General features: G+C 53.3%; 17 protein-coding genes, 1 pseudogene and 2 other annotated features. Of the genes and pseudogenes, 12 read left to right on the forward strand and 6 right to left on the reverse strand.

Features of this window, described 5'->3' with window-relative positions; genetic code table 11:
* Positions 1–73 precede the first annotated feature (73 nt).
* Entirely contained in the window at positions 74–1,951 is a 1,878-nt protein-coding gene (locus CP49_RS25460; protein ID WP_063791767.1) for a glycoside hydrolase 5 family protein, read from the reverse strand.
* 253 nt (positions 1,952–2,204) lie between these two features.
* Between CP49_RS25460 and CP49_RS25465 the strand changes: the two genes are divergently transcribed.
* Together CP49_RS25465 and CP49_RS25470 are read left to right on the forward strand one after the other, a co-directional pair.
* Entirely contained in the window at positions 2,205–3,314 is a 1,110-nt protein-coding gene (locus CP49_RS25465) for a glycosyltransferase family 4 protein (protein WP_057852913.1), read from the forward strand.
* A gap of 90 nt (positions 3,315–3,404) precedes the next feature.
* Positions 3,405–4,214: a glycosyltransferase family 2 protein gene (locus tag CP49_RS25470; RefSeq protein ID WP_245310860.1), complete on the forward strand. Its 810-nt coding sequence runs from the start codon at positions 3,405–3,407 to the stop codon at positions 4,212–4,214.
* A gap of 98 nt (positions 4,215–4,312) precedes the next feature.
* Here the strand turns inward: CP49_RS25470 and CP49_RS25475 are convergent, their stop codons facing one another.
* Complete coding sequence (locus CP49_RS25475) at positions 4,313–5,242, reverse strand: glycosyltransferase family 4 protein (protein WP_245310861.1); 930 nt, start codon at positions 5,240–5,242, stop codon at positions 4,313–4,315.
* A gap of 652 nt (positions 5,243–5,894) precedes the next feature.
* Between CP49_RS25475 and CP49_RS25480 the strand changes: the two genes are divergently transcribed.
* From CP49_RS25480 to CP49_RS49385, 5 genes are all read left to right on the forward strand, one after another.
* A complete protein-coding gene (locus tag CP49_RS25480) occupies positions 5,895–6,950 on the forward strand; it encodes an NAD-dependent epimerase/dehydratase family protein (protein ID WP_057852915.1) in 1,056 nt (351 codons plus the stop codon).
* Between the two features lie 292 nt (positions 6,951–7,242).
* The gene (rfbF, locus tag CP49_RS25485) at positions 7,243–8,022 is read left to right on the forward strand and encodes a glucose-1-phosphate cytidylyltransferase (protein WP_057852916.1); all 780 of its coding nucleotides are present in this window, start codon (positions 7,243–7,245) and stop codon (positions 8,020–8,022) included.
* Positions 8,023–8,059: 37 nt separating this feature from the next.
* The gene (locus CP49_RS25490) at positions 8,060–9,388 is read left to right on the forward strand and encodes an NAD(P)H-dependent oxidoreductase (RefSeq protein WP_057852988.1); all 1,329 of its coding nucleotides are present in this window, start codon (positions 8,060–8,062) and stop codon (positions 9,386–9,388) included.
* A 37-nt stretch (positions 9,389–9,425) separates the two neighbouring features.
* Entirely contained in the window at positions 9,426–9,974 is a 549-nt protein-coding gene (gene rfbC, locus CP49_RS25495) for a dTDP-4-dehydrorhamnose 3,5-epimerase (RefSeq protein WP_057852917.1), read from the forward strand.
* A gap of 324 nt (positions 9,975–10,298) precedes the next feature.
* Positions 10,299–10,754 (forward strand): transposase, encoded by a 456-nt coding sequence (locus CP49_RS49385; RefSeq protein WP_156438654.1) that lies wholly within the window; start codon positions 10,299–10,301, stop codon positions 10,752–10,754.
* 14 nt (positions 10,755–10,768) lie between these two features.
* Here the strand turns inward: CP49_RS49385 and CP49_RS25505 are convergent, their stop codons facing one another.
* The 4 genes from CP49_RS25505 to CP49_RS25520 all read right to left on the reverse strand — a co-directional run bounded on the left by CP49_RS25505 (position 10,769) and on the right by CP49_RS25520 (position 15,598).
* On the reverse strand, positions 10,769–11,644 hold the full coding sequence (locus CP49_RS25505; protein WP_156438655.1) for a hypothetical protein: 876 nt from the start codon (positions 11,642–11,644) through the stop codon (positions 10,769–10,771).
* A gap of 212 nt (positions 11,645–11,856) precedes the next feature.
* Positions 11,857–13,371: a lipopolysaccharide biosynthesis protein gene (locus CP49_RS25510; protein ID WP_057852920.1), complete on the reverse strand. Its 1,515-nt coding sequence runs from the start codon at positions 13,369–13,371 to the stop codon at positions 11,857–11,859.
* Positions 13,372–13,499: 128 nt separating this feature from the next.
* Positions 13,500–14,462: a glycosyltransferase family 8 protein gene (locus tag CP49_RS25515; RefSeq protein ID WP_057852921.1), complete on the reverse strand. Its 963-nt coding sequence runs from the start codon at positions 14,460–14,462 to the stop codon at positions 13,500–13,502.
* A gap of 71 nt (positions 14,463–14,533) precedes the next feature.
* The gene (locus tag CP49_RS25520; RefSeq protein ID WP_057852922.1) at positions 14,534–15,598 is read right to left on the reverse strand and encodes a glycosyltransferase family A protein; all 1,065 of its coding nucleotides are present in this window, start codon (positions 15,596–15,598) and stop codon (positions 14,534–14,536) included.
* A gap of 596 nt (positions 15,599–16,194) precedes the next feature.
* Between CP49_RS25520 and CP49_RS49620 the strand changes: the two are divergent.
* From CP49_RS49620 to CP49_RS25545, 5 genes and pseudogenes are all read left to right on the forward strand, one after another.
* Positions 16,195–16,678: pseudogene (locus CP49_RS49620) on the forward strand (IS110 family transposase); the annotation flags it as partial.
* Positions 16,679–17,005: 327 nt separating this feature from the next.
* Positions 17,006–17,428, forward strand: coding sequence for a hypothetical protein (locus CP49_RS47820; protein WP_420807648.1), 423 nt, complete (start codon positions 17,006–17,008; stop codon positions 17,426–17,428).
* A 779-nt stretch (positions 17,429–18,207) separates the two neighbouring features.
* Positions 18,208–19,398, forward strand: coding sequence for a glycosyl hydrolase (locus tag CP49_RS25535; RefSeq protein WP_210183106.1), 1,191 nt, complete (start codon positions 18,208–18,210; stop codon positions 19,396–19,398).
* A 153-nt stretch (positions 19,399–19,551) separates the two neighbouring features.
* Positions 19,552–19,607, forward strand: a sequence feature (sul1 is cis-regulatory element that is thought to sense ions involved in sulfur or methionine metabolism; They are found in Alphaproteobacteria).
* A 128-nt stretch (positions 19,608–19,735) separates the two neighbouring features.
* Complete coding sequence (locus CP49_RS25540) at positions 19,736–20,440, forward strand: class I SAM-dependent methyltransferase (protein WP_057852925.1); 705 nt, start codon at positions 19,736–19,738, stop codon at positions 20,438–20,440.
* Between the two features lie 431 nt (positions 20,441–20,871).
* Positions 20,872–20,927: a sequence feature (sul1 is cis-regulatory element that is thought to sense ions involved in sulfur or methionine metabolism; They are found in Alphaproteobacteria), on the forward strand.
* Positions 20,928–21,131: 204 nt separating this feature from the next.
* Entirely contained in the window at positions 21,132–21,875 is a 744-nt protein-coding gene (locus CP49_RS25545; protein ID WP_057852926.1) for a TylF/MycF/NovP-related O-methyltransferase, read from the forward strand.
* Positions 21,876–22,744: the final 869 nt, after the last annotated feature.

The following is a 22,744-nucleotide window of genomic DNA, read 5'->3' on the forward strand; positions in this document are numbered from 1 at the left end:
GAGCTATTTTTTAAAGCGAAGAATACAGCGCGCGACTCCCACACAATCAACCAGCTGTTTAGTCGCGCAGAACTCAGCGCGATATGAATTTCCTAACTTCGACTTGTTTGATCGAAAACTCATTTGGTGAGGCGATCCCGTTCAGACGGAAATGCCATCCCCATTGGCCCACGAAATTGGCGTCCGCAATCTTCCATTTCAACTCTTGCCATTCATCGCTTTGGGGGATGCTCAAATACCCAGCGTTGACGTAACCGCTTTTGGATTCATAATCCAAGCTCATACCGGCAACTCCGGCTGGTTCAAGGCGCCGAACAATCGCAGTGATTTCCACTTCGTAGGTTCCAAAAGGAATAAACTGCGGCGCTACAGCAAAATAAACATAATGCCCTTCGGAGCTGTGCTTGGAGAAGTCTGTGCGGCGCCACGACTGGTCGCCAACAACAACTGCGAGTGTGGTATCAAGATTTATTTGCCGAAGGCCATTCTCGGCGTTGTCAGCCTGCAACCGTGAGGTCACTAGATTGGCTTTCTCGTAGTCTTCACCCCAGAGGTATGGACTATCCTTGTTAGCCGTTGCCTCTTGCACAAAAGAGAGTGGCGGATTGATGATGAGCTGTGGAGCATCCGTAAGCATCATTGTTTGACCAGCAGCTAGCAATTTTTTTGTTCCCGCGAGATCGAAGACCTGAATATCAGTGTCAAATTTGATCTCTAGATTTTGTTTTGATGGCGCCCACGCAGCCAATATATTCTGACCACCTCTGCTGAAAACGAATCCGTAGCCATTACCCCTGGCCCCCAACTTTGCCCAGCCGACACTCGCTGGCTCCGGGCCAAGGAGGGCGATCATAGTTTTCAAAGCTTGATAAGAAGGTCGAAGAGTGAAATCAGCGCGAATAAGTCCGTGGTCCGTCTGATGTCCGTAAGAAGGACCGCGGGCTTCGAACCAGAACACGCGTTGAAAGCCCGAAGCGATGGCGAGCAGATACCCTTTGGCCAATGCGATTGCCTGCCGTGTGTCGGCTTGTTGTTCCGGATTGACCGGCGCTTGCGCGCCAAGCTCGGTGATCCAAAGCGGCATATCCTTCGGTAAGTTGTTCGCGGCTAGCATCTGCCGCAGCGTCCGCGCCATTGCCAGAAAATCGACTTCGCCGTTGTCGGCCAGCGCGTTCAATTTTTCGTAAGGATGAACGCAAATGTAATCGAAATGGCCGCCAGCTCCGGCCTTGATCGCTGCATCCAGAAAAGTTACGTCGAAATTGGCAACACTCATGCCAATTTGCGCGGATGGATCGATTTTCTTGGCCGCAATGGAGGCTTCTCTAACCATCTCAGCGTAGATAGCGGGAGTGCCGTTTTTGGCGAAGCTGCCGTTAAATTCGTTCCACACTTCCCAATACTTGATATTCTCGTGGTACCGTGAGACCAGAGCACTGACATAGTCTCGCCAGTACTGCATGTCCTTAATAGGAAATGTTCGTGTTCCTCCATCCGCAGATGCCCATGGTGCGAAATAGGCGAACGTGTAGGTAAGATGGATGGCGTTTGCCTTGGTATCCGCGACAAGCCGATCCGTAACCGCCCAATTAAAGTATCCGCGCTTCGGCTGAATGATTTGCCATTCATAGAAGCCTCGCAACCACCGCACGCCAGCCGTCTTGAGCAAGGGATTGAATCTGGGGAAATCAGAAAACCACTCGGCTCCTGACGCAACGCCCCAGGGGCTTGAATCGTCCCGCGGATCGTTAGCGACCGGAATTGCCGGCACAGTGTTTTGCGCGTTCGCGGAGCCTAAAACGGGAATCTGAATTTCCAGCATCAAGGCGAGCAGAAGGAGCCCCGCCAGGGCCATAGCGCAGAGGCGACCCTTTCTATATTTCCTTGAGCGTCCCATCCAAGAAATATGATCCCGTTTGAACGACAACCTATGCCGAAAAACCGTTTCCATATTGCGCTCCGATTGGATAAGTAAACTCTGCGGCGGATTGGCTCTAAATAAAAGCATAAGCCTCCAATGGTGCCCAGCAGAAAATAGTCATGCACGATCGGAACGCTGCCAACGCGCTGCTCTCTCGTCGTGGCCAACGCCAGAATCGCGGGGCTCATCGGGGGGCGTCCGATGATGGTTGCATCTGGACGCTGTGCTGATGGCAGCGATGGGTGCTAAGGCATAAAGAACTTTGTGAGATTTCGAGGCACCTTTGACCTTTCGCCGCTTAGCCATCAACGGTAAATTTCTGATTGCGGGACCAACGGGCGTGCACCGTGTCGCTGAACAGCTGATCCGCCAGCTGGAAGGCCGTGTCAGCGAATTCGCCGGCTTATTTGAAAAGTCTCCTATGCTAATCGCTCCGCCCAATCTGCACCGTCGACCACTCGACGCCTTCGAAGTGGAACGCGCAGGTGCTTTCCGGGGTCAGCTGTGGGAACAACTGGATCTCCCGCGGCTAGCGCGGCCGGATTTGCTGCTTAATCTCTGTAACCTAGGGCCGATGGCAAGCAAAGCCGCAATCACTATGATACACGATGCTCAGGTATTCGCCACGCCCGGTTCCTATTCTTGGGCCTTCGCAAAATGGTATCGAAACGTTTTGCCTGTGCTTGGATCCAGACATGCGCGAATACTGACAGTGTCGGAATTTTCAGCAAACGAGCTCGCGCGCTTTGGCGTCGCGCGACGCGACCATATTTCGGTTGTTCCAAACGGGGTCGATCACCTGTTGGCATACGATTCACGGCCTGAAATTGTAAATCGACTGGCGCTTGTTCCACGCAAATTCGTTGTCGGACTTGCTAACGTCCAAGCCCACAAGAATGTCGGTTTGTTGCTTAAGGCGTTTACGGCTTCAGAATTAGCCGATCTCAAGCTAGTCTTGGTGGGAGCCGCTCGTCGCGAGGAGTTCGAGGCTCTTGGTAATTCGGTGCCACCGAACGTCGTATTTGCCGGCCGCATTAGCGACGGAGAGTTGCGGGCGTTACTTGAATCGGCGTTATGCGTTGGATTTCCATCGACGACCGAGGGTTTTGGCCTACCCCCGCTGGAGGGCATGATTCTCGGCTGCCCGGCGATTTTGGCGCCCTGTGGTGCGTTAACTGAAGTTGCAGGCGAGGGCGCTCTCTTTGCCGCGCCGGACGATCCCAGGCAATGGATACCGGCGATCCGCAGGCTCGTGGATGATCCAAGCCATTGGGCCGGATATTCCCGTGCTGGTCGCGAACGCGCGGCCTTTTTTACTTGGAAGCGGGCTGGCGGAAAGCTGGCCGATATAATTCGCGAGGTTGCGATGGTTCTGCTTTCCAAAGGGCATTAGCTTTCGATGTCGACACAGCCGTCAAGTCGAATTGCTATAGTGATTGCAAGCACTGGCCGGCCGACGGAGCTCGGACGGTGGGTGGATCACGTGAAGCGCCAGACGATTCCGCCAACCAAATTGGTCTATGCGGTGGTAAAGTCGACGGACCTTCCGGAGGACCTTCCGGACAATGTATCCGTCATCGACTCTAATCCCGGCTTGCCAATCCAGCGCAACGCCGCGCTTGAAGCGGTCATGGAGGCGTGTGACATCATCGCCTATTTCGATGATGATTTTGTCCCCTCATCCTTTTGCATCGAGGGGATCGACGCCTTTTTTCGCTTGTACCCAGATGTCGTTGCAGCAAATGGAACGCTTCTCGCCGATGGCATTAATTCAGCCGGAATTAGCTACGAGGCGGCGATAGAGTTGGTGGCTCGGCACGACAGCCTTCCAAGGGCGCACCCGGTCGTGCTGCACGAGCTCGGAGGACTTTATGGTTGCAATATGGTTTATCGTATCAATGCCATCGGTCAAGAACGGTTCGACGAAGAGCTTCCCTTATATGCGTGGCAGGAAGACATTGATTTTGCAGCGCGCGTCGGGCGTCGCGGCCGCGTCGTGAAGACCAACGCATTTCATGGCGTGCATCAGGGGGTCAAGGGCGCGCGGCTTCCCGGCGTACGCCTTGGATATTCGCAGGTTGTGAATCCGATCTACTTGATGCGCAAAGGAACGCTTCCGGCTCGTGACGCTGCGAAACTTATTCTCAAGAACATTCTTATGAATCATGCGAAGTCTCTCTTTCCGGAAAAGTGGATCGATCGTCTTGGTCGCTGCAAAGGCAATTGGCTGGCAATTGTCGATGTACTTCTGGGCCGTGACCACCCGAAGAATATCCTAGGGTTGCCGCGCTAGATGTTGGGCAACCGCTAAACGTCACACGAGCGACTGGTGGACCAAGGTCGGGCGCCGTCGGCCGAGGCAATGTCTGCCTTCTCCATCCCAGAAAGGGTTTAAGAACGCAGAGCCGTGGACGGGGAGGATGCTGCAAGAATTAGTGCCGAACGCCATGCCACCACAGCGTTTTCCAACGAAAACCGTTTGATGCTATTGCGCAGTCGGGTCACTCGAATATCGCGCTCTTCATCACTCAAGCTGGCGAGCGATCTCATCCCCGCAGAAATATCGGCTACATCGAGGGGATCTACGTAAACCGCCGAATCGCCGGCAACCTCTTGTAGTGCCCCGCCACGTCCCAGAAGCGGTACGAGGCCATAGTCAATTGCCTCGGCGGCGGGCAGACCGAAACCCTCCAGCAAACTAGGTAACACGAATCCATTGGCATTCTTGTAGAGCCACCTCAGCTCCTCATCGCTTACGTATCCGGGAACCATGACACCGGGTGTGTCCTGCGCTAATTTTATGACCTGTTCAGCTCCGGGCTCTGGACCGCCACAGATGACGTATGCGTAACCTTCATTGGCAAGGTCAGAGGCATTGAATGCCTCAATGCAACGCATCTGATTTTTACGAGCGCCAATGCTCCCCACCGTCAAGAAGAACTTCGCGGGAATGCCGGGGACCGCTCGCGCGTCATCGCGTTTCATCCCGGTTCGGATGGGAGGATAGACGACTTGCATCAGTGGAAAGTCGCTTCCCCAAATTCTAACAAAATCACTGCGCGAGGCCTCACTGACGAAGAGCATGAATGGCTTTGCTGCCTTGATCCTGTCGAAAGCAAGCGCGTAGAGTTCTCGAACTCCCGGACTGTAGAGGTCAGGATGGGTGAGGGGGCCCATATCGTGGCACAGGACCACATCGCGCGCCTTCATTTGATAAAGGACACACTCCCGCGGATCAGTAAATACCATCGGACGAGAATGAGAAATGGGCGCTAAGACCTGATAGCTAAAAGGCCACTGTGCACGCATGTTGACTTCCATGCGAGCCAACCTGCCAAGAACTCGTGCTATATTTTTGGGCGGCAAATCGGTTAGCGGAATTCTCCAATAATAGCAGCTGTGAATAAGATCTCGGGATGCGTTAATCATGTCCCTGCAAAAAAAATACTTACCAGTTCGGTTGTTAAGCGCTAGCGTAAATTCACAATCCAGAGCGTTAGCGAGATCAACCACTATACAATCCTCGTGGGTCGGATGCGCGGGCGCCGGGGAAATATGCTTTGATAGAAGCCGGGCTATATCTTCTAATGTGTATTGCTTAAAATGGGAATGCTCTGCATAGGGCAAGCCACATTAACCTGAACCACGCATACCACGGCTCGATCGGCCGATATCTCGACTTCTACAATCGCTGCCGCCCCCATTCGAGCCTTGACGACCGCACCCCGGATCAAGCCTACTTCGATCTTCCTCCGCTCCGCGCGGCGGCCTAACCCCGGCAGAGGCTCCACTTATCGACGCGGAATTTTTGTTCAGACAACCGGGACCGGCTCACTTTACACTTCAGGGTTAAGTGTTAATCTGCCTCGTACATAACGCAACCATTTAGGTCGGCTTGTGGCATAGTCATGCCTATGTATCGGGGCCGCGCACGACCTAGGGATTAAGTATACTCGGCCCGAAAGGTGCTTTTGTGAGGATATTAATAACTGGCAATATGGGTTATGTGGGCCCTTCGGTGGTTAGCCATTTGCGTGCGGGACACCCCGGCGCGATATTGCATGGTTTTGATAATGCATATTTCGCGCATTGTCTGACTGGCACGACGATGTTTCCCGAACGAAATCTCGACAAACAATTTTACGGAGACGTTCGATCAATTTCTCCGGATATACTTAAGGGCTATGATGCGGTCGTCCAACTAGCGGCCATTTCGAACGATCCGATGGGAAATCAGTTCGAAGCTGTAACATTCGACATTAACCAGAATACGACGATTTCGATTGCAAAAGCTGCGGAAGCATCGGGGGTGAAAAACTTTGTTTTCGCATCGAGCTGCAGTGTCTATGGCGCTGCCGAGGGTCTGCCGCGCAAGGAGACTGATCCGCTCAACCCCATCACAGCCTATGCGAAATCCAAAATTGGTGCGGAACGAGAGCTCAGTGAGATCAAGACGGATATGGTCGTGACCTGCTTACGGTTCGCCACCGCGTGTGGCATGTCCGATCGGCTGCGGCTCGATTTGGTCCTTAACGATTTCGTTGCGTGTGCGGTTAGCAAAGGCGAGATCTCCGTTCTGTCGGATGGCTCACCGTGGCGCCCACTGATTGATGTTGCCGACATGGGACGCGCGATCGAATGGGCAGTCGGAAGAACGGCTGACCAAGGCGGTCCCTTTCTAGCTATCAATGCCGGCTCGGACGATCGTAATTATCAGGTTCGAGATCTTGCGAATGCGGTTGCCGCCGCAATACCGGGTACAAAGGTTTCCATAAATACATCGGCTCCGGCGGATAGCCGTTCCTATCAAGTCGATTTCGGACTTTATCGGTCGTTGGCTGCTGGTTACCTACCGGTGGTAAGCCTCGATCAATCAATCCAGAATCTGATCGCGGGTCTTCAGCGAATGAATTTCAAGGATACGGATTTCCGCAGTTCCGAATTCATGCGCTTGAAAGTACTGCAGGGGCATATCGCAAACGATCGACTGGATACAATTTTGCATTGGAAATCGCGCGCGCGGCAATAGCAGGCCAAGATGCACCGTCGTTCTGCAGAAGAACCTGCGAGTCTTAGTTTGTCGACGACGCCAGCGACTTCTTTTGCCGACATTGTGGGAATGAGTATGCTGCTATGCGCGGCCTGAACCGTCTTATCCGCTCGAGGCTCTCGTTTGCCGCGAATGCAGGTTAGTGCAGACGGGTGACATGTTGGCCGCGGAAAGATATATTCCGGGCAGACTATGCATATTTCTCGTCACATTACACATCAGCGGCGAAGAAGTGTGGATATTGGCTGGTCCAGTATTGAGGGGCTGTTAAATGAAAGTCGTTGTTTTTGCGGGCGGTCTCGGCACCAGGCTGAGCGAAGAAACCGCGATCAGGCCGAAGCCGATGGTTGAGATCGGGGGACGTCCGATCATCTGGCATATCATGCAATGCTACGCCAATTACGGGCTATCAGATTTCGTTGTACTCGGGGGATACAAAGTCGAGTTCATTCGGCAATATTTTCTGAATTATCGACTGCACTCTTCCGATTTTACGATCGATATGTCGAATGGCGAGATTCTATGGTGTGTGTCGAAGGGCGTGCCATGGCGTGTCACTGTGCTAGACACTGGTCTTGATACGATGACTGGCGGGCGCATGAAACGGGCGCGAAATATTATTGGTAATGATACGTTCTGCCTGACCTACGGCGACGGTGTAAGCGATGTGGACATTGGTAAGCTTATTGCCTTCCATCGTGAGGGTGGTGCCTGGGCGACGGTAACAACGGTTGAGCCGCCGGGCCGTTTCGGCGTGCTGAACTTTGCCGATGATGGAAAGAAGATTGCTTCGTTTCGCGAGAAGGACGGCCGTGATGTTGGTCTTGTGAACGCAGGTTTCTTCGTGTGCGAGCCCGAGGTCTTTGATTTAATCGATGATGATGCGACCGTGTGGGAACAGGCACCCATGCGACGCCTGGTCGACGCTGGGCAGTTGCGCGGCTACCACCATAGTGGATTTTGGCAAAGCATGGATACACTACGCGACAAGCAAGCGCTGGAGGATTTTTGGGCAAAAGGAAACGCGCCGTGGAAGGTTTGGAACGACTAGTCTCCGCCGACCACCTTCTGTGCAGGATGGTATCGAGATGTTTATAGTTGATAACGCGCTCAAGCAACGCGAGGAAGACGGAAAACCAATCCTCGTAGGCATGATCGGCGCGGGTTTTATGGGCCGCGGTATTGCGCTTCAAATCATCTCCGCAACGCCAGGAATGCGGCTCTGCGCAATTTCCAATCGTAATATCGCAGCAGCGATTCGGGCTTATACTGAGGCCGGCATCGAACCCACTCAGTGCGGAAACAGGGCTGCGCTGGAAGCAGCGATTCTCGCTGGCGTTCCAGCGGTAACGGACGATGCGCTCGCGCTCGCTCAGGCCGATGGCTTAGACGCCATCATTGAGGTGACGGGATCGCTTGACTACGCCGCCGTCGCGGTGTTGACGGCGATCAATGCCGGTAAGCATGTCGTGCAAATGAACGCTGAGCTCGACGGCACCGTCGGACCGATACTCAAACGCAAAGCGGACGAAAAAGGTGTGATCTATAGCTTCTCTGACGGCGATCAGCCCGGCGTGCAGATGAACCTGTTTCGCTTTGTCAAAGGGCTTGGCGTGAAGCCGGTCCTGTGCGGCAATATCAAAGGACTTCACGATCCATATCGCAATCCCACGACCCAGCAAGCGTTCGCGCAGACATGGGGGCAGAAGCCTGCCATGGTGGCATCCTTTGCAGACGGAACCAAAATCTCCTTCGAGCAGGCAATCGTCGCGAATGCTACAGCTATGAAAGTGGCGCGCCGCGGTATGCTGGGACCGGACTTCTCGAACGGCAAGCCCGCGGCACCGATGATCCCTTTGGAAGAGGCTGTAAGCGCTTTCTCAGAGCATCTCGATAGGGGTGGTCCAGGGATCGTTGACTATATTGTCGGCGTCCGACCGGCACCTGGCGTATTCGTTCTAGGAACGATCGAGAATCCTCGCCAGCAACATTACCTCAATCTCTATAAGCTTGGTACCGGCCCTTACTACTGTTTTTATACGCCGTATCATCTTTGCCATTTTGAAGTGCCGACCTCGGTAGGCCGCGCCGTACTGTTTCGCGATGCTGTGCTCGCTCCGATTGCCGGTCCGGAAGTCGGCGTGGTCGCGCTCGCTAAGAAGAATCTGGTGCCAGGCGACACAATTTTAGAGTTGGGTGGTTATGAAGCGTATGGTGTCGCAGAAAATATCGAAGCCATAAGATTTGAGAATTTGATCCCAATTGGATTGGCTCTTGGCGCAAAGATCATACGTCCGGTGGCAAAGGACAGGCCGCTTACCTTCGATGATGTCGAGGTGCCCGACGGCCGTGTAATAGACGCGCTATACAGGGAGCAGGAGCGCGTCTTTGCGCCTCCTTCCATCAAAGTTGAATAAGCATGCACCGACGCCAAAGGTAATCAAGGGTCATCGGATGATATTTAACAAGACAAGCTTGAAGGATGCGTGGCTGCTCGACATCGAGCCTCATGGAGATGCCCGCGGCTTTTTTGCACGTACAATGTGCAAGGACGAGTTTGTTGAACATGGTCTCATTAGCGACTATGTTCAGCAGAACATGTCATTCACGCTTTACAAAGGGACGCTGCGTGGAATGCACTTTCAGCGCGGGACAGCCGCGGAAGCTAAGCTCGTTCGGTGCGTAAAAGGAGCTATCGTTGACGTCATCGTCGATATCCGTTGCAATTCTACAACGTACTTGAAGCATGAGGCGTTCGAGCTGACCGAGCACAATCGCCGCCAACTCTATGTGCCGGCAGGATTTGCCCATTCTTTTCAAACGCTGACCGATGATGTCGAGGTCAGCTATTTGGTCTCAGCACCATACACCCCGTCTGCTGAGGGTGGACTGCTCTACAGCGATCCGGTGCTGGGAATAAAGTGGCCGCTTGAGGTAACAAATATCTCCGAGAAAGATGCCTCTTGGCCGCTGATTGAAAAGGGCGCTAATCCGCTTTGCTAACGCCATATCCACTTGGATTGATGGCCCGAAATTAACAAGAAATATCCGCGGTGTGACGCGCGGGCGTCCCTTTCCGGTAGCGCTTGTATGATTTTTTGGTCTCCTACCAATTTCGTAGACCAGCATTTGCCGTGCAGCAGGCCTTAGCAAAAAAGTCAGCCTTCAAACTGAGACACTACAACGGTGCGCGGATGGGTGCCGTTGGAATCCAAGACTACTGAGGATTCGAGCTACGGTTCCGCGTAAGGTATTCCTCCGCCGAAGACCGCCTTGCCTGAGACGAGAATGATGTGAAGACATAGGCGTATGACTGGTCATACGCCTATGTCGAAGGTCGCCCGCCTGGACGTGATTTCGTCCGGTGCGCGGCGTCGCTGGACGCTGGAAGAGAAGCAGCGGATCGTTGCGGAGAGTTACGCGGCATTGCGGCAGGTGTCAGCGACAGCGCGTCGGAACGGGCTATCTGCGAGCCAGCTGTTTACGTGGCGGCGCCAGGCCCGGGATGGGCGCCTGGTGGAAGCGGATGAGGTGGTAAGGTTTGACCTGCCCCTGAACTTTCATCCAGCGGCGATTAGAGTCTCGGTGGGTTTTACGCCGTCAGGCACGGGTGGAGCAACGTGGGATCGGCGGAGCAAACTTGGGGGCAACGTCACCGGTTACGATATGGGCGCATTCGTCTTTGGCCCACTCGCTCAATTTCAATCGCTATCGCCGTCAGCCAACAGGCGATACGGATCATCTGAGCTGCTTGCAGATTGTGCTAAAATCACAAGCGCGTAGCTGAGTTTGGCCTGCTAATCCGCGCCAAGTGGAAGTTGCGTTAGCTCGGAGATGGGTTTGCCGTAATCTGGATGAGTAAACAAGTGCGCGACGAAAATCTGCTCATGCCATATTTGAGGAATTCGCCTATTCGAGAACCGTAGACCGCTGACAGGCGCGATTTTAATATCCTTATGCTGCGCATTGAACTCTTTGACCGCCAACAGTTCGCCGGTAAAATCATTGTAAGCCCAATCGATATCACCGACCATATCGTCGAAGTAGCAGGCGACCCGAGGCAACAGATACCGATGGTTTGTCTCGAAAATCTTTAACGCCGCGACCGTCGAGGAATAGTAATCGAGATCGAAAGCAATAAAGCCTATTGGCGGAGGATTCTCTTGCTCGGCAAAATTTCGCAGAGTTTCCGTAACGTCGCCGAGGACCAGTCTGGCTGACTTGAGACGAGCTCTCAGTTTTGGGACGTCCATAGCAAAATAGCCGGCTTGCCAGAGATAAGGCATGTCGCGGTAGTCCTCCGGCGCTGGCATGCCCTTTCCAGTGTCAAAGCCGAAGACCACGACCTCTACTCCGGTTTCGGCGCGGGTCGCCTCGGCATGTCGTTCCATTGCTACCAGCCCTGCACCGCCGGCGACGCCGAACTCAATGCATGAAATGCGCGAATGCCCGAGTTTCCGTGCCAGCATTGCGGACTGCAGCATGCAATGTCCGTAATTCGCTCGCTCGATCGTGCCATAATCGAGCTTGCGTTGGTAGGCTTTTACAATTCCGAACCGTCGGTCTAGTGCTCGGAGAATCAGATAGCGAGCAGGAATCGGGTCTTGTGAGAACAGCTTACGTTGCAACAACCCGCGCACTCTACGGGCTAATTTGTTGAGAGGAAGTGGCATTTATTCCTCGCAAAATTGTGCGTCAGTTGGGTGGTTTTAGCTTGCGGTTCCGGTTCTTGGCTAGATCAAGCCGTCGGCTGAGTCCCACTCGGCAAGATTCGGTACGGGTGCGCGACGAATTCTCCGAGTATCATACGTCGACAACACTAATCTCGTAAAGGCGCAGAGACGGAGTTCGCCTCCCGTGGTCATTGTACAACGATCTGAGCGGCTTATAAATCCTTGCGAGGCACTTCTGCCGCCTCGTGCCAAAAATTGCGTACGGCGCCTACTATCCTCGATTCAAATCCATCTGGGCAGCCTGCCAGCCGCCAAAGCAGAAATATTGATGCTCCATACGCAGCCGCGCCGCTGCTCGCCACCGCCGCCAGACCAAGCGCCAACGGAAGAAACTCTTCGACGCCGGCAAGCCGTCTTTCAAGGGGAAAAACGACTATCGCCATGACCAAACAGCTCAATATCGGTCGCCAGGGACCGAACACCTGAGTTCGTATCGGTAGCCGAATCAACTCGCGCACCGCGAACATCGAGCACGCCGCCACAACAACCCCAGTCGCGAGGCGAACGACGAGAACGCCTGCAATACCGTAATAAAGGGTTCCATATATCATCAGGGGAAACTTGAAAATGAACTCAATCGAGGAAAGCCGAAGTAAGATCTTGGTTTTACTTAGCGCCATCGATAACGGCGCAAGGGGGGCGACAAACAGCGAGGGGACGATCGCCAGAGAAAGCCAGCGCAGGATGGGGGCGGCCTCGATCCATTGCCCGCCGAGGATAATCCGAATCATCGGTTCTGAGATCAAACTCATCCCCACCATGATAGGGATTCCTGCGCCTACTATGGCCGTTGCGCTGTTCTGATAGGCAGCTGCGAGCCTGCGGGAGTTTCCCCTTAACAGTGAAAATGCCACCATCAGCGGGTTCAACACCTGCATTACGATCACCTGCGTGGGCAGAACTGCCAGGTTTGCAGCCATTGAGAAACGGCCAAGGTCCAGTCGGTTTACGAAGCGGCCGAGCAGCAGCTGATCCATCTGCCAGTTTAGCGCGTTCACGACCTGGGACGCCGTCGACCAGCCGAGAAAGCCTGAAAATTTGCGCCATTCCTGCAGCGTTAACGTGGGCCAATATGGAGCAAGCACATAGGTGAGTATGACCATCGAGACCGGCGCCGCGATGGTGGCGGATGCGAGCGACCAGTAATTTTGAGTCGACCAGGCAAGACTGACAGAAATCGCGAAAGCGAAAATTTTGCCGGCGACTTCGATGACAAAGTGGGGCCGAAAATCCAAATTCCGGGAAAATTCGGCAATCCGCGGGCTACCAAGACTGCGCGCCACTGGCGAGATGGCGAGCGCGGGGATCAGACTGATCAACCTTGGATCGCCATAAGCCAGCGCAAATGGCCAAGCCAGAATGAGTAAGATCAGCGCCAGTGCCAGTCCACGCAGCAAGCCGAGCGTAAACGCTGTATCGAGATCCGCCTTTGTCAGTGTGGGCAAACGCACGAGCGCCTGGATTACGGGGAGCTCCATCACGGCCTCGGTGACCATGATGATGGACATCGCGATTGCCACGAGGCCAAAATCTGCCGGCGAAAGAAGTCGGCCCAGCACCAATAGTGTTACGAGATCGATGCAGCGAGTGACTAGTCGAAGGGCGATCAACAAAGTCGCCCCACCGGCAGTGCGAGTGCTCACCCTTCCGCCAAACTTGTCGTTCAACCGGAATTTCCTCCACTACAGACGGTAGGAACGGCGGTGATCACAAATGTGCTCGACGTCGCTACGGCACGTTGTCCCATTTGGCATTCGGACAACAAATGATCCCGAGAAGTGGCGCCCCATGTCAGTCAAAGCGTTTCTCTTATTTTCCGCGAGCGTCGAAAACGGCGATAGAGAAAACGCCACCGTTGAAGGTTTTGCTGACGGCGCCTATGCTTGCGGCCCTCATCAAAGATTACTTTGTTAACCGGAGGTCTTGGGACATTCAAACCATTCAAGGTGCGTTCTGCTTCCCTAAATCCTCGATTGAACTCATCATCCCATGGCCATTCGGCCTGATCCCAGGGCTTCGGCGAGGCAGCAAAGTGCCAGATGGCAGGTTGAACACCGATCCTGCGCGGGTCCAAAACCATCATATGTTCCGTCTGATAATTCCAACGCAGGGGTAGCCGACCGCGACGCTCACCGGCAACGACATTTAAGGCAGTTTGGTCGGACGATCGACACAGCGCCGCGTTGTTCATCAAATATTTCAGTGCATCGGCCGACAATGTTTCCCATCCTTCGCGCTCTACGAGCAGAACGCCTGAATTGAAATAGTCCCGCCACGCAACGCCGATACTCTGCAGGTATGGCTGCCAATACCTGCGCGGCTGACGTGTCTCGTGTTCATAGAGACAAAGACAATCATCGGCCGCCAAGAGGCCACCGGACGGTACACTTAGATCGAAAAGCGGATCCAGAGGCGCATCTACCAAAACATCGCCATCCAAGTACAGAAATTTTCGAACATCGTTATCGAGAAACCGATGGAGCCATAGCCGAGACAACGCTGATATCGGCACTGCTTTGTCGGTATGGTACGAGGAAAGCGCAGCCAGCTCGTCGATTTTGACAGGTTTTACGATGATGCCGCTCGGAGCAAGGCGATCGGCCACCGCCGAAACCAATGTTGTTTCGTCTTTCACAACGACATATTGAATAACAACAACGTCCGATCTAGACAAATTCTTCCGCGCTGAAATTGCCGTTGCCGCGCTGGGAAGGATGTAGTCCTCATCACCGATGGTAACCACCGCGTTGACTGCCATGTTGACTCTCACCTAACTTCCGAAGGGACGGAACCGGCAGCACTTCCAGCGTGACGTAGACCAAGCCGCAATCAATCCGCAGCTGAACGTAAGCCGCGGGCCTCGTCTGACGTCGACCGGCGAAGTTCGGCCCATGTGTTCGCCCACAACGATCTCGCGGTACTGACCTCATTCCGACGATTCAAGAGGGCGAGCCAGACCCATTCAAGCAGCGCGCCTGCATAATCAAAAAAAGTTGGGCTAACGCCACGTTCTTTCAGGAACGCGATATGCATATCGAACAGAGGCTTGTTACGATCCTGATATCGCCAAAGAAGCAATCGACGAAAATAGTAGCGCAAAAAAGCCCTTCTGCACTCGTCAAACTCTGAAGGAGACATAACGGTCGGACCATAACGATCGATTAGAGCAAGCCAGTTAGCGTCGTGCATCTTGTTAGGTTGCATAAGTCGTCCTGTAATGCTTCCACCGTGAATTCGGGTGAAACCGACACGACTATGAACGAAACCGTAGTTCCAACGTGTACACGTTTTCAAGCAGGCATCGACATCCATTAGCATCTCATCATTTGAATAGAACTGATGGGTCTCTTCGATGACGCTTCGGCGGAACATCTGGCATTGCGGGGATGTCGCGTAATGCAATTGCATCAAATATGACTTCACGAACCAGCGGCCGCTGAAAATTGAAATATCTGCAGGTAGGCCACATCGGCTGTTCTCAGCGTTACTGCCTGGAACAGAACCAGTGGTCCATAAACATCCGACCACGCCAACCGACGGATCGCGTTCTGCAAGAACGACCATTTTTTCTATCGCGTCGGGCGTGATCAAGTCGTCGGCGCATAGCAACAAAAAATAAGTCGCTTGATGCGGACTTGATCGGATTGCCGTCTCCCAATTATCTCTGATACCGATCGTTTCAGAATTTCGTTGCGCGATAACCGGCACTCGGCAATTTTTGAATAGTTCGATAATGGCCGGTGTCTCATCGGTGCTCGCGTTGTCCAACACGAAATGGACTAGATTATCGTAGCTCTGCGCTTGAACGCAGGCCATCGTTTCACTCAAAAAGCTGGCGCCGTTGTAGACGGGCGTTATGACAGCCACTAAAGGCAACTTGAAATCTTCAGTCATCGCGATATCGATTTTGAGTCCATCTGATCTTTAGACCGGCGCCGGCCAAACGGCATCATCAAGCCTTACTCACGATGGGGCGAGACCCGTCCTGAAGCAGTCTCCGGCACGCTGGTGAACGGAACATACTTGCCTTTTGAATAAAACGAAAGCAGCCTACCTTCTGTAGGTCGCAATCTAAGACGACAGTGACGATATTCGGGCCAGTGGTTAACCGTCAATTGGAAGTTTGATTGTCGCGGCGCGTCAGTCAGCGTTGACGATCGATGAGAACGCCATGACGGCTTCATTCCAATTCTGCAAGAACATTGAGCTGGCTGCTAGATTTATGGACAAATCCCTGTTACCACGCTCTTTAATGCAAAAAGCGTACTCGGCGTCACCGAGTCATTGGGGTAGAAACAGCCTTGTGCTATCCTTTTTGGCTGGGAGGGTAGCGGCCGTCAGCTTATTGGAGGCACTGTCCCCGTTCAAAAACGTGGTCCATGGGTGCATGCGGACCTGAGAGTGACCGTTCCGGCGGCGATCCCGATTAGGAAGATGATAAATTGGCATAGCCCAGACCCTCCTGCCCATGATCGGACGGAGGGTTTGCGATGCCCAAGACGACAACCGGTGACCGCCCGGAATTGAAGCCGGTCAACTTCGGGGCGGCCGCCATCGACATCGGATCAAAGATGCACATGGCCACAGTGAACTCGGCCTGCACTGACATGCCGGTGCGCACGTCCGGCACATTCACACAGGACCTGCATGATCTGGCGGACTCGTTCAAAGCCTGCGGTGTGACCAGTGTCGCGATGGAATCCACCGGGGTCTATTGGATCCCGGCCTATAGATCCTGGAACAGCGCGGGTTCGAGGTCATTCTGATCAACGCGCGGTACGCCAAGAATGTGTCCGGGCGCAAGACCGATGTCAGCGATGCCGCGTGGTTACGCCAGCTTCATTCCTGTTACGCGGTAGCTTCCGTCCCGATGCCGAGATTGCGACCCTGCGCGCCTATCTGCTCCAGCGGGAACGGCTGGTTGAATATGCTGCCGCCCACATCCAGCATATGCAGGAGGTTCCGCTAGAGATAGGATAATCCGCCTATGTTTCTAAAGTCATTCTTTCAACCTTATCTTGCAGACGAGTCTTTCCGAGTAAGACTTAAGAGTATCCTTGGTAAAGTGGGTTTTGATACGACGGATTGGCTTCGCGTTGTTATGTACCGGCGTTGCTTCGAATTCATACGCGGAATTCGATCAGAGACTCTTGATGTTCTGGAGATTTCTGGCGGCCCGCAATGGAGACGAACCTTTAATTTCGGCTCTACAACTCCACGCAATTTCCCGAATTTGATATTTGCTCCGAAGCGCTCGATCGCGAGTTCGATCTAATCATAGCGGATCAGGTTTTTGAGCACCTGCCTTGGCCGATGAGAGCTGGTCGAAATGTGTACAAGATGCTTCGGCCAGGCGGCTATTTCATTATTGCAACGCCTTTTCTCGTAAGAGTTCACGACGTGCCGATTGATTGCTGTCGGTGGACAAAACAAGGTTTGTCATACTTGCTGCAAGAGTGTGGGTTTCGAGAGCAAGATATAAAATTAGATGCCTGGGGCAATCGGAAATGTTTAAAGGCCAACCTCTTCAAATGGCGCAGATACGGCTGGTATCGTTCGCTAGCGAATGAACCCAATTTTCCAATAATGGGTATGGGCAATCGCTCAGAAGAGGGGCGAAGAATCGGAAACTCATTGAGGTCGAACAAGTGGGATGGTGCCCATTTCTCTTTTCTACGATGCTCGGCTCATTCAGGTTTGCTGCCCTTTATTTCTTTGATTTAGAGATTCGGCGAAGAAATTGCGTTTATTCGAAAAGTGCCATCCCCAAGCACCGACGAAATTCGCACCGCTTGGACCACGGCGTGTTCGAGTCGATGAAGGGTTGGAAACTCTCATGACGAAAGCATTCTCGAGCAGGCGCGGGGGCTTGACGCAGCGGGCATCGACATCGTCGTTGTAGGTGCGGCATCAAGCATTTCCGCGAATACGCCCGGTTATCAGCGATGAAACATTCATCACGCGGGCCATGTTGGTGATAACGACCTGGTCGCTCTCTACGAGGGGCGCTATGTCTGGTATTCCCTTCCGAGATCGAGGGATTCGGAATTCCGTTGAGGCAATGGGCCCCGGGGCTGCCCCGTCTTCTCCTCGAATACAGCAAGCCTTATCGAGGTAGGAGGCGACGCGGTTACTTATGTGGATGCCAATGACGGTGACGGCTGGCGGTACGCGATCATTGGCTTGGCAGGAAACCAGGATGCGTCCGTGACGGCGCGGGAACGAACGCGAGCGACGCTATTCTTCTGGAAACGCAGCGCACAGCTGTATCTTGACGAAATCCTCGTCTGCGTGGGTATATGCGGGAAAAGCGGATGACGAAGAGGGTAAGATGCTGGCGAGCGGGGGTCGGAATATTGGCTTGCGCCGTAGCGGCTTCGGCTCACGCTGACCAACCGATCCAACCCGCCGTACAGGCTGTAAGTTGCGACACCTTTCTGAGCTCTCTCGGCGTTAACACGCATGTGGACCAAGGATACGATCCGGGCTCATATGTTCTACCCTTGCGGTATCTCGGAGTTCGCAACATCCGCGATAGCGGGCGCAACTTGTCCGGCCATCTCATGCTTCATGCGCAAACTGGGGTTCGGGTTGATCTGTTAGGCGCCGATGTGATCGACTTAACTGCCGCTGCGAGGACCTTGGCCCGAGCCGGCGCGCTGCTTTCGATCGAGGGGCCGAACGAACCCAACAACTTTCCGATCAACTACAAGGGACAACCAGGCGGGGGAGCGGCCTTCAATTGGCTTCCGGGCTGGCTCCTAGGCTGGTTTCCGGATTGGCTTCTGGGTTGGTTACCGGGCTGGCCTAGCTGGCTTCCGGTCGCCAAGCTGCAGAGAGATCTCTACAGCGCGGTAAAGAATGATCCTGAATTAAGCCGGTATCCAGTCTTCCACGTTTCCGAAGGAGGTGCCGAGACCGACAATGTGGGGCTGCAATTTTTGACAATTCCCGCGGGAGCAGGGACGTTGCTTCCCGATGGCACGCAGTTTGCCGACTACGCCAATGTGCATAACTATGTGTCAGGGGTCCGCCTTGGGTATGTCGACAACCAGGCATGGCAGGCCGCCGATCCCACGCTGGACAGTCACTGGGATGGGCTTTACGGTGAATATGGAAGAACCTGGAAAAGACACTTCAGGGGCTATTCAAACGCTGAACTAGAAAATCTACCGCGCGTGACAACCGAGACCGGCTGGGACGCCGCGACGCCCGAAGAAGAAAGAATTCAAGGCACTGTCCTGGTAAATACCTATCTCGCGCAGTTCAAGCGGGGTTGGAGGTACACCTTTATTTATGAATTGGGAGAAGGTGAAGGAGGCGGCGGCAACCAAGGGCTCTTTCATCAAGATTGGACGCCAAAATTAGCAGCGACTTACATTCACAATCTTACGTCAATTCTGGCTGACAATGTTCCCGTCGCCACCCCTGGAAAGCTTGACTACTCTATCGCGAACGCCCCCTCCACCATCCACGATCTCCTGCTGCAAAAAAGCAGCGGCGTCTTCGAGCTAGTAGTCTGGGGCGAACAGGTTACGGGCGCGAATAGTATCACGGTCAATTTGGGCAAGACCCACGCGATCGTGAAGATCTACGACACAACCCTGGGCACCACACCAATCCATATCCTGAGCGACGTAAACAGCGTTCCCCTGACCGTCAGTGATCACGCCCTGATACTTGAAATTCAATAGTGCGAGCATAAAGCAATCTGAACCCTCTACAACTCGCGACACTACTTTGAACGAAGCGACTTTGTTCCATTCAAAAATGAGCATTTCTGCGAACGAGATTGCGCCTGATTCACTTGCGTATGCAAAGAAGGTCTGTGATCATTCCGCCGATCACACGGACCTAGTGTAATGCTAGGTGGCTCTTCTGGCCACCGATCCGCCAGATAACAATTTTCCGCGGAATGTACCACCGTAAGTCTTACCGGGCTTTCAAATCTTTGAAGTGAAAAGCCAGCTTTTGCTGAGGTTGCTGCCATCTGGACAACGGTAGATCCAGCTATAAATCAGGCGAGACATTATGCGCGCGCTCGATTACGCGAACTATGGTCATTGGAAGTCGTGGGATCACGACTCTTTCTTCCGCTTTAGTGAGTATGAGGCAAATTGGTTTGCTGCCGATTTCGATGGCGTTCCGCTGGTTGACGCCAAGTTTCTAGAAATTGGATTTGGAAATGGTGCATTGTTGTCGTGGGCAAAGAGTCGGGGAGCTTCGATTTTTGGCATCGAAATTTTAGACGCGTCACTTGAACGTGCAACGGCACGAAACATCCCTTTGCTTTCAAGCAATCTCGGCGACAACCTTCCTCAGTTCAGAGAGTTTTTTGATGTAATTGCAGCTTACGATGTGTTTGAACACCTGAGCATTTCAGAGTTAACGACAGCACTCGATGCTGTCGCAACAATGCTGAAGCCTGGAGGTGAGTTGATCCTTCGCTTCCCGAACGGTCAGAGCCCTTTTGGCCGATTTCTTCAGCACGCTGACCACACGCATCGATCGACGTTGTCCGTGGCTATTCTTTATCAGTTGACCGTGGGCGGACCTCTGACGATTTCTTCGAAGAGGCCAAAGAAGCCGGCACCAATTGGCCCTCCTTGGCGCAGACTGGGAGCACGTTTAAAGTCGGTATTGAGACTAGTTACAGAATGGTATCTGAAGAAGATTTTTGATCTCAATTGCGAATTAGGCACGAACGTCGTCATGCGGCTTACCAAACGCCCCTAACCAACAGCAATCTTCGTGGCAGGGAAAAGTGGGGTGCCCAATCCCCATAGTTTGTCCTTCCTCAAAAAGTTTACCCAGTCGGAGCACCCTTATTCCCTCGAGCGCGCTCATGACTTGTCGCCAGTGCGCTCAACGTCACTATCCGGTGCACCGAATCAATGATTAAATCTGCAAGCTTTCTCGCAGCTAATGTAGCTTCCGCATAAGAGGCTTGAAAGCTATTTGCGAATAAGAGGCGATGGCTTCATGTCGTTGCGGATGAACTACACCGATCGGCATCTCCGGGATGTGATTTAAATTCAGATGGTTTTTGATGCGCGATATCAGATCGTGACGATAGCATGTTCTGCCTGTAATGACTCCTTGTTTGCAGGACGCGACTGCTTGTCGCAGTTGCATTGCGTCTCAATCCGGCAATGATCATGACATCGCGTGGACTTGGTGAAATTCCAAGTGGCTCCTCTGGCCGCCGACCCGCAAGATAATCATGGGGGACTTGAAGACGATAACTGCCTCTAAGTAGTTGTCTACGATCCCATTGTGATCGCGCTCCACACTGCGAAAGTCGCGAAGAAAGTCGACGCTTACATCGTATCGACGTTCTGAAGCCTCCCTCGTTCTCTTTTTGGTGGCAGGATTCGCAGGTCCTCATGGCGTTGCGCGTCCCCGTCGCGTTTATAGGAGACATCTCGTGAAGCAATTGATTCTGAAGTGCCTCGATCAAATCGGTCTCAAAGAGCGCCTGAAAGCTCTGGCCTCCGCGCGAGGCTTTTTGAGGTGGGACCCGTTGGTCCCCAAAGATGAATTCTACGCATGCATATTCAACACGTTGGGCATGGTTAAAGCTGCCAAGGGAGATATACCCTTCGGCGAGTACCTTGAATTTGGTGTCAGCCGAGGAACTTCGACCGCGTTGGTGTATCGGGCCCTTAATGCGCAGGAGTTGGCTGGCGTCCACATTTTCGGTTTTGATTCGTTCGAAGGGTTGCCACCTGAGGCTGACGGACAAGGTTGGGGTGAAGGACAATTCCACTCGACACTAGCTGCAACACGACGCTATCTAAAAAAAGAAGGTGTCGATCTAAATCGGGTCACGCTGACGAAGGGTTGGTTCAAGGAAACATGTACCGAAGCAACCAGAGACAAATACCCTATCAAGAAGGCAGGGCTGATCTTGATTGATTGTGATATCTACAGTGCGTCAAAGGAAGCTTTATTCTTTTGCGAACCTTTTATTCAGGATTGTGCCGCAATCGTATTTGATGATTGGGGATGGCGCGAGAAAGACGGAGAGATCGGACAAAAGGAAGCGTTCCAGGAGTTTCTCGACGCTTTTCCTTCTCTGGACGCTAAAAGTGTAGCCGCATATCGGTCGGAGGCGAGGGTATTCCTGGTGACCAGAAGCCCCCACGCTATTTTGCGTCCTTCAAACTAGCGCTACTCGAAATCTGCTTAGGAGCCAAAAATTGAACGGGCCGAGACGTCGCCCGCGTTTCTTAGGCGCAGACACTCGCAGGCATGCGCGCAGCATTCATTGAAAGGAATCAGGCGCAATCTCGTTCGCAGAAATGCTCATTTTTGAATGGAACAAGGTCGCTTGAACGTCGTCTTTGGCAGTAAATTCGGGTCGGTTAGATGAGGCAAATTACGTTCGCGACACAACGCTCGCCGGCATGGGCTCGCAATACGAATTGAAAACGATTGTGAACAAAAGGAAAGGATCGCGTGTCTGGCCGCAATTCTGGCTGAAGGTAGCGATGATTTCCTGAGGATCGAGCAATCGCGCTTCGTCGCTGAATGTCATTTTGACCTACACCGGATTCGGGCGGCCCGTTACAACCTTTTTTTGACAATGAATGATCTGGAAGATGTGGGCGGTAAACGACCTTGAGACCGCGTTGCGCGGAATGGATAGAATCAGCCGCTACGAGACGAGGGCTTTGTCGAAGCGCAAGGGAGCACTGCGCAGGTCGAACGACTAAATGTCGTCGCTATTGGGCGGCCCTCAGGTTCGAAATGTTGAGGAGGCCGAGTTTGGCAGAACGAACCCCAACTGCGATCATCGCCGGACGCTAAACTAATGCCCCGTAGTTCAGACGCTCCCGGCGAGACGGCGAACGACAAAAGGGATGGAAAACGAACCCAACGTGCGATTGCATGCATCGAACCGCTGCTGGAACCGCGAATGATCGCCGTGCAAATCGATACCAACAGAGCCGACTTATTGAGATTGGCAGAACGAACCCAAACTGTATAATTCTGCCTTACGATCGAGCGCGACGGGCGCAACTAGAGTTGCAAGGG

The sequence above is a fragment of the Bradyrhizobium valentinum genome (assembly GCF_001440405.1).
GTDB classification, from domain to species: domain Bacteria; phylum Pseudomonadota; class Alphaproteobacteria; order Rhizobiales; family Xanthobacteraceae; genus Bradyrhizobium; species Bradyrhizobium valentinum.

Excerpts from the sequence above, each read along its gene's own strand:
- CP49_RS25460 (WP_063791767.1), bottom strand. The coding sequence starts at position 1,951 with ATGGAAACGGTTTTTCGGCATAGGTTGTCGTTCAAACGGGATCATATT.
- CP49_RS25475 (WP_245310861.1), bottom strand. The coding sequence starts at position 5,242 with ATGGAAGTCAACATGCGTGCACAGTGGCCTTTTAGCTATCAGGTCTTA.
- rfbF (WP_057852916.1), top strand. The coding sequence starts at position 7,243 with ATGAAAGTCGTTGTTTTTGCGGGCGGTCTCGGCACCAGGCTGAGCGAA.
- CP49_RS25490 (WP_057852988.1), top strand. The coding sequence starts at position 8,060 with ATGTTTATAGTTGATAACGCGCTCAAGCAACGCGAGGAAGACGGAAAA.
- rfbC (WP_057852917.1), top strand. The coding sequence starts at position 9,426 with ATGATATTTAACAAGACAAGCTTGAAGGATGCGTGGCTGCTCGACATC.
- CP49_RS49385 (WP_156438654.1), top strand. The coding sequence starts at position 10,299 with ATGTCGAAGGTCGCCCGCCTGGACGTGATTTCGTCCGGTGCGCGGCGT.
- CP49_RS25505 (WP_156438655.1), bottom strand. The coding sequence starts at position 11,644 with ATGCCACTTCCTCTCAACAAATTAGCCCGTAGAGTGCGCGGGTTGTTG.
- CP49_RS25515 (WP_057852921.1), bottom strand. The coding sequence starts at position 14,462 with ATGGCAGTCAACGCGGTGGTTACCATCGGTGATGAGGACTACATCCTT.
- CP49_RS25520 (WP_057852922.1), bottom strand. The coding sequence starts at position 15,598 with ATGACTGAAGATTTCAAGTTGCCTTTAGTGGCTGTCATAACGCCCGTC.
- CP49_RS25540 (WP_057852925.1), top strand. The coding sequence starts at position 19,736 with ATGCGCGCGCTCGATTACGCGAACTATGGTCATTGGAAGTCGTGGGAT.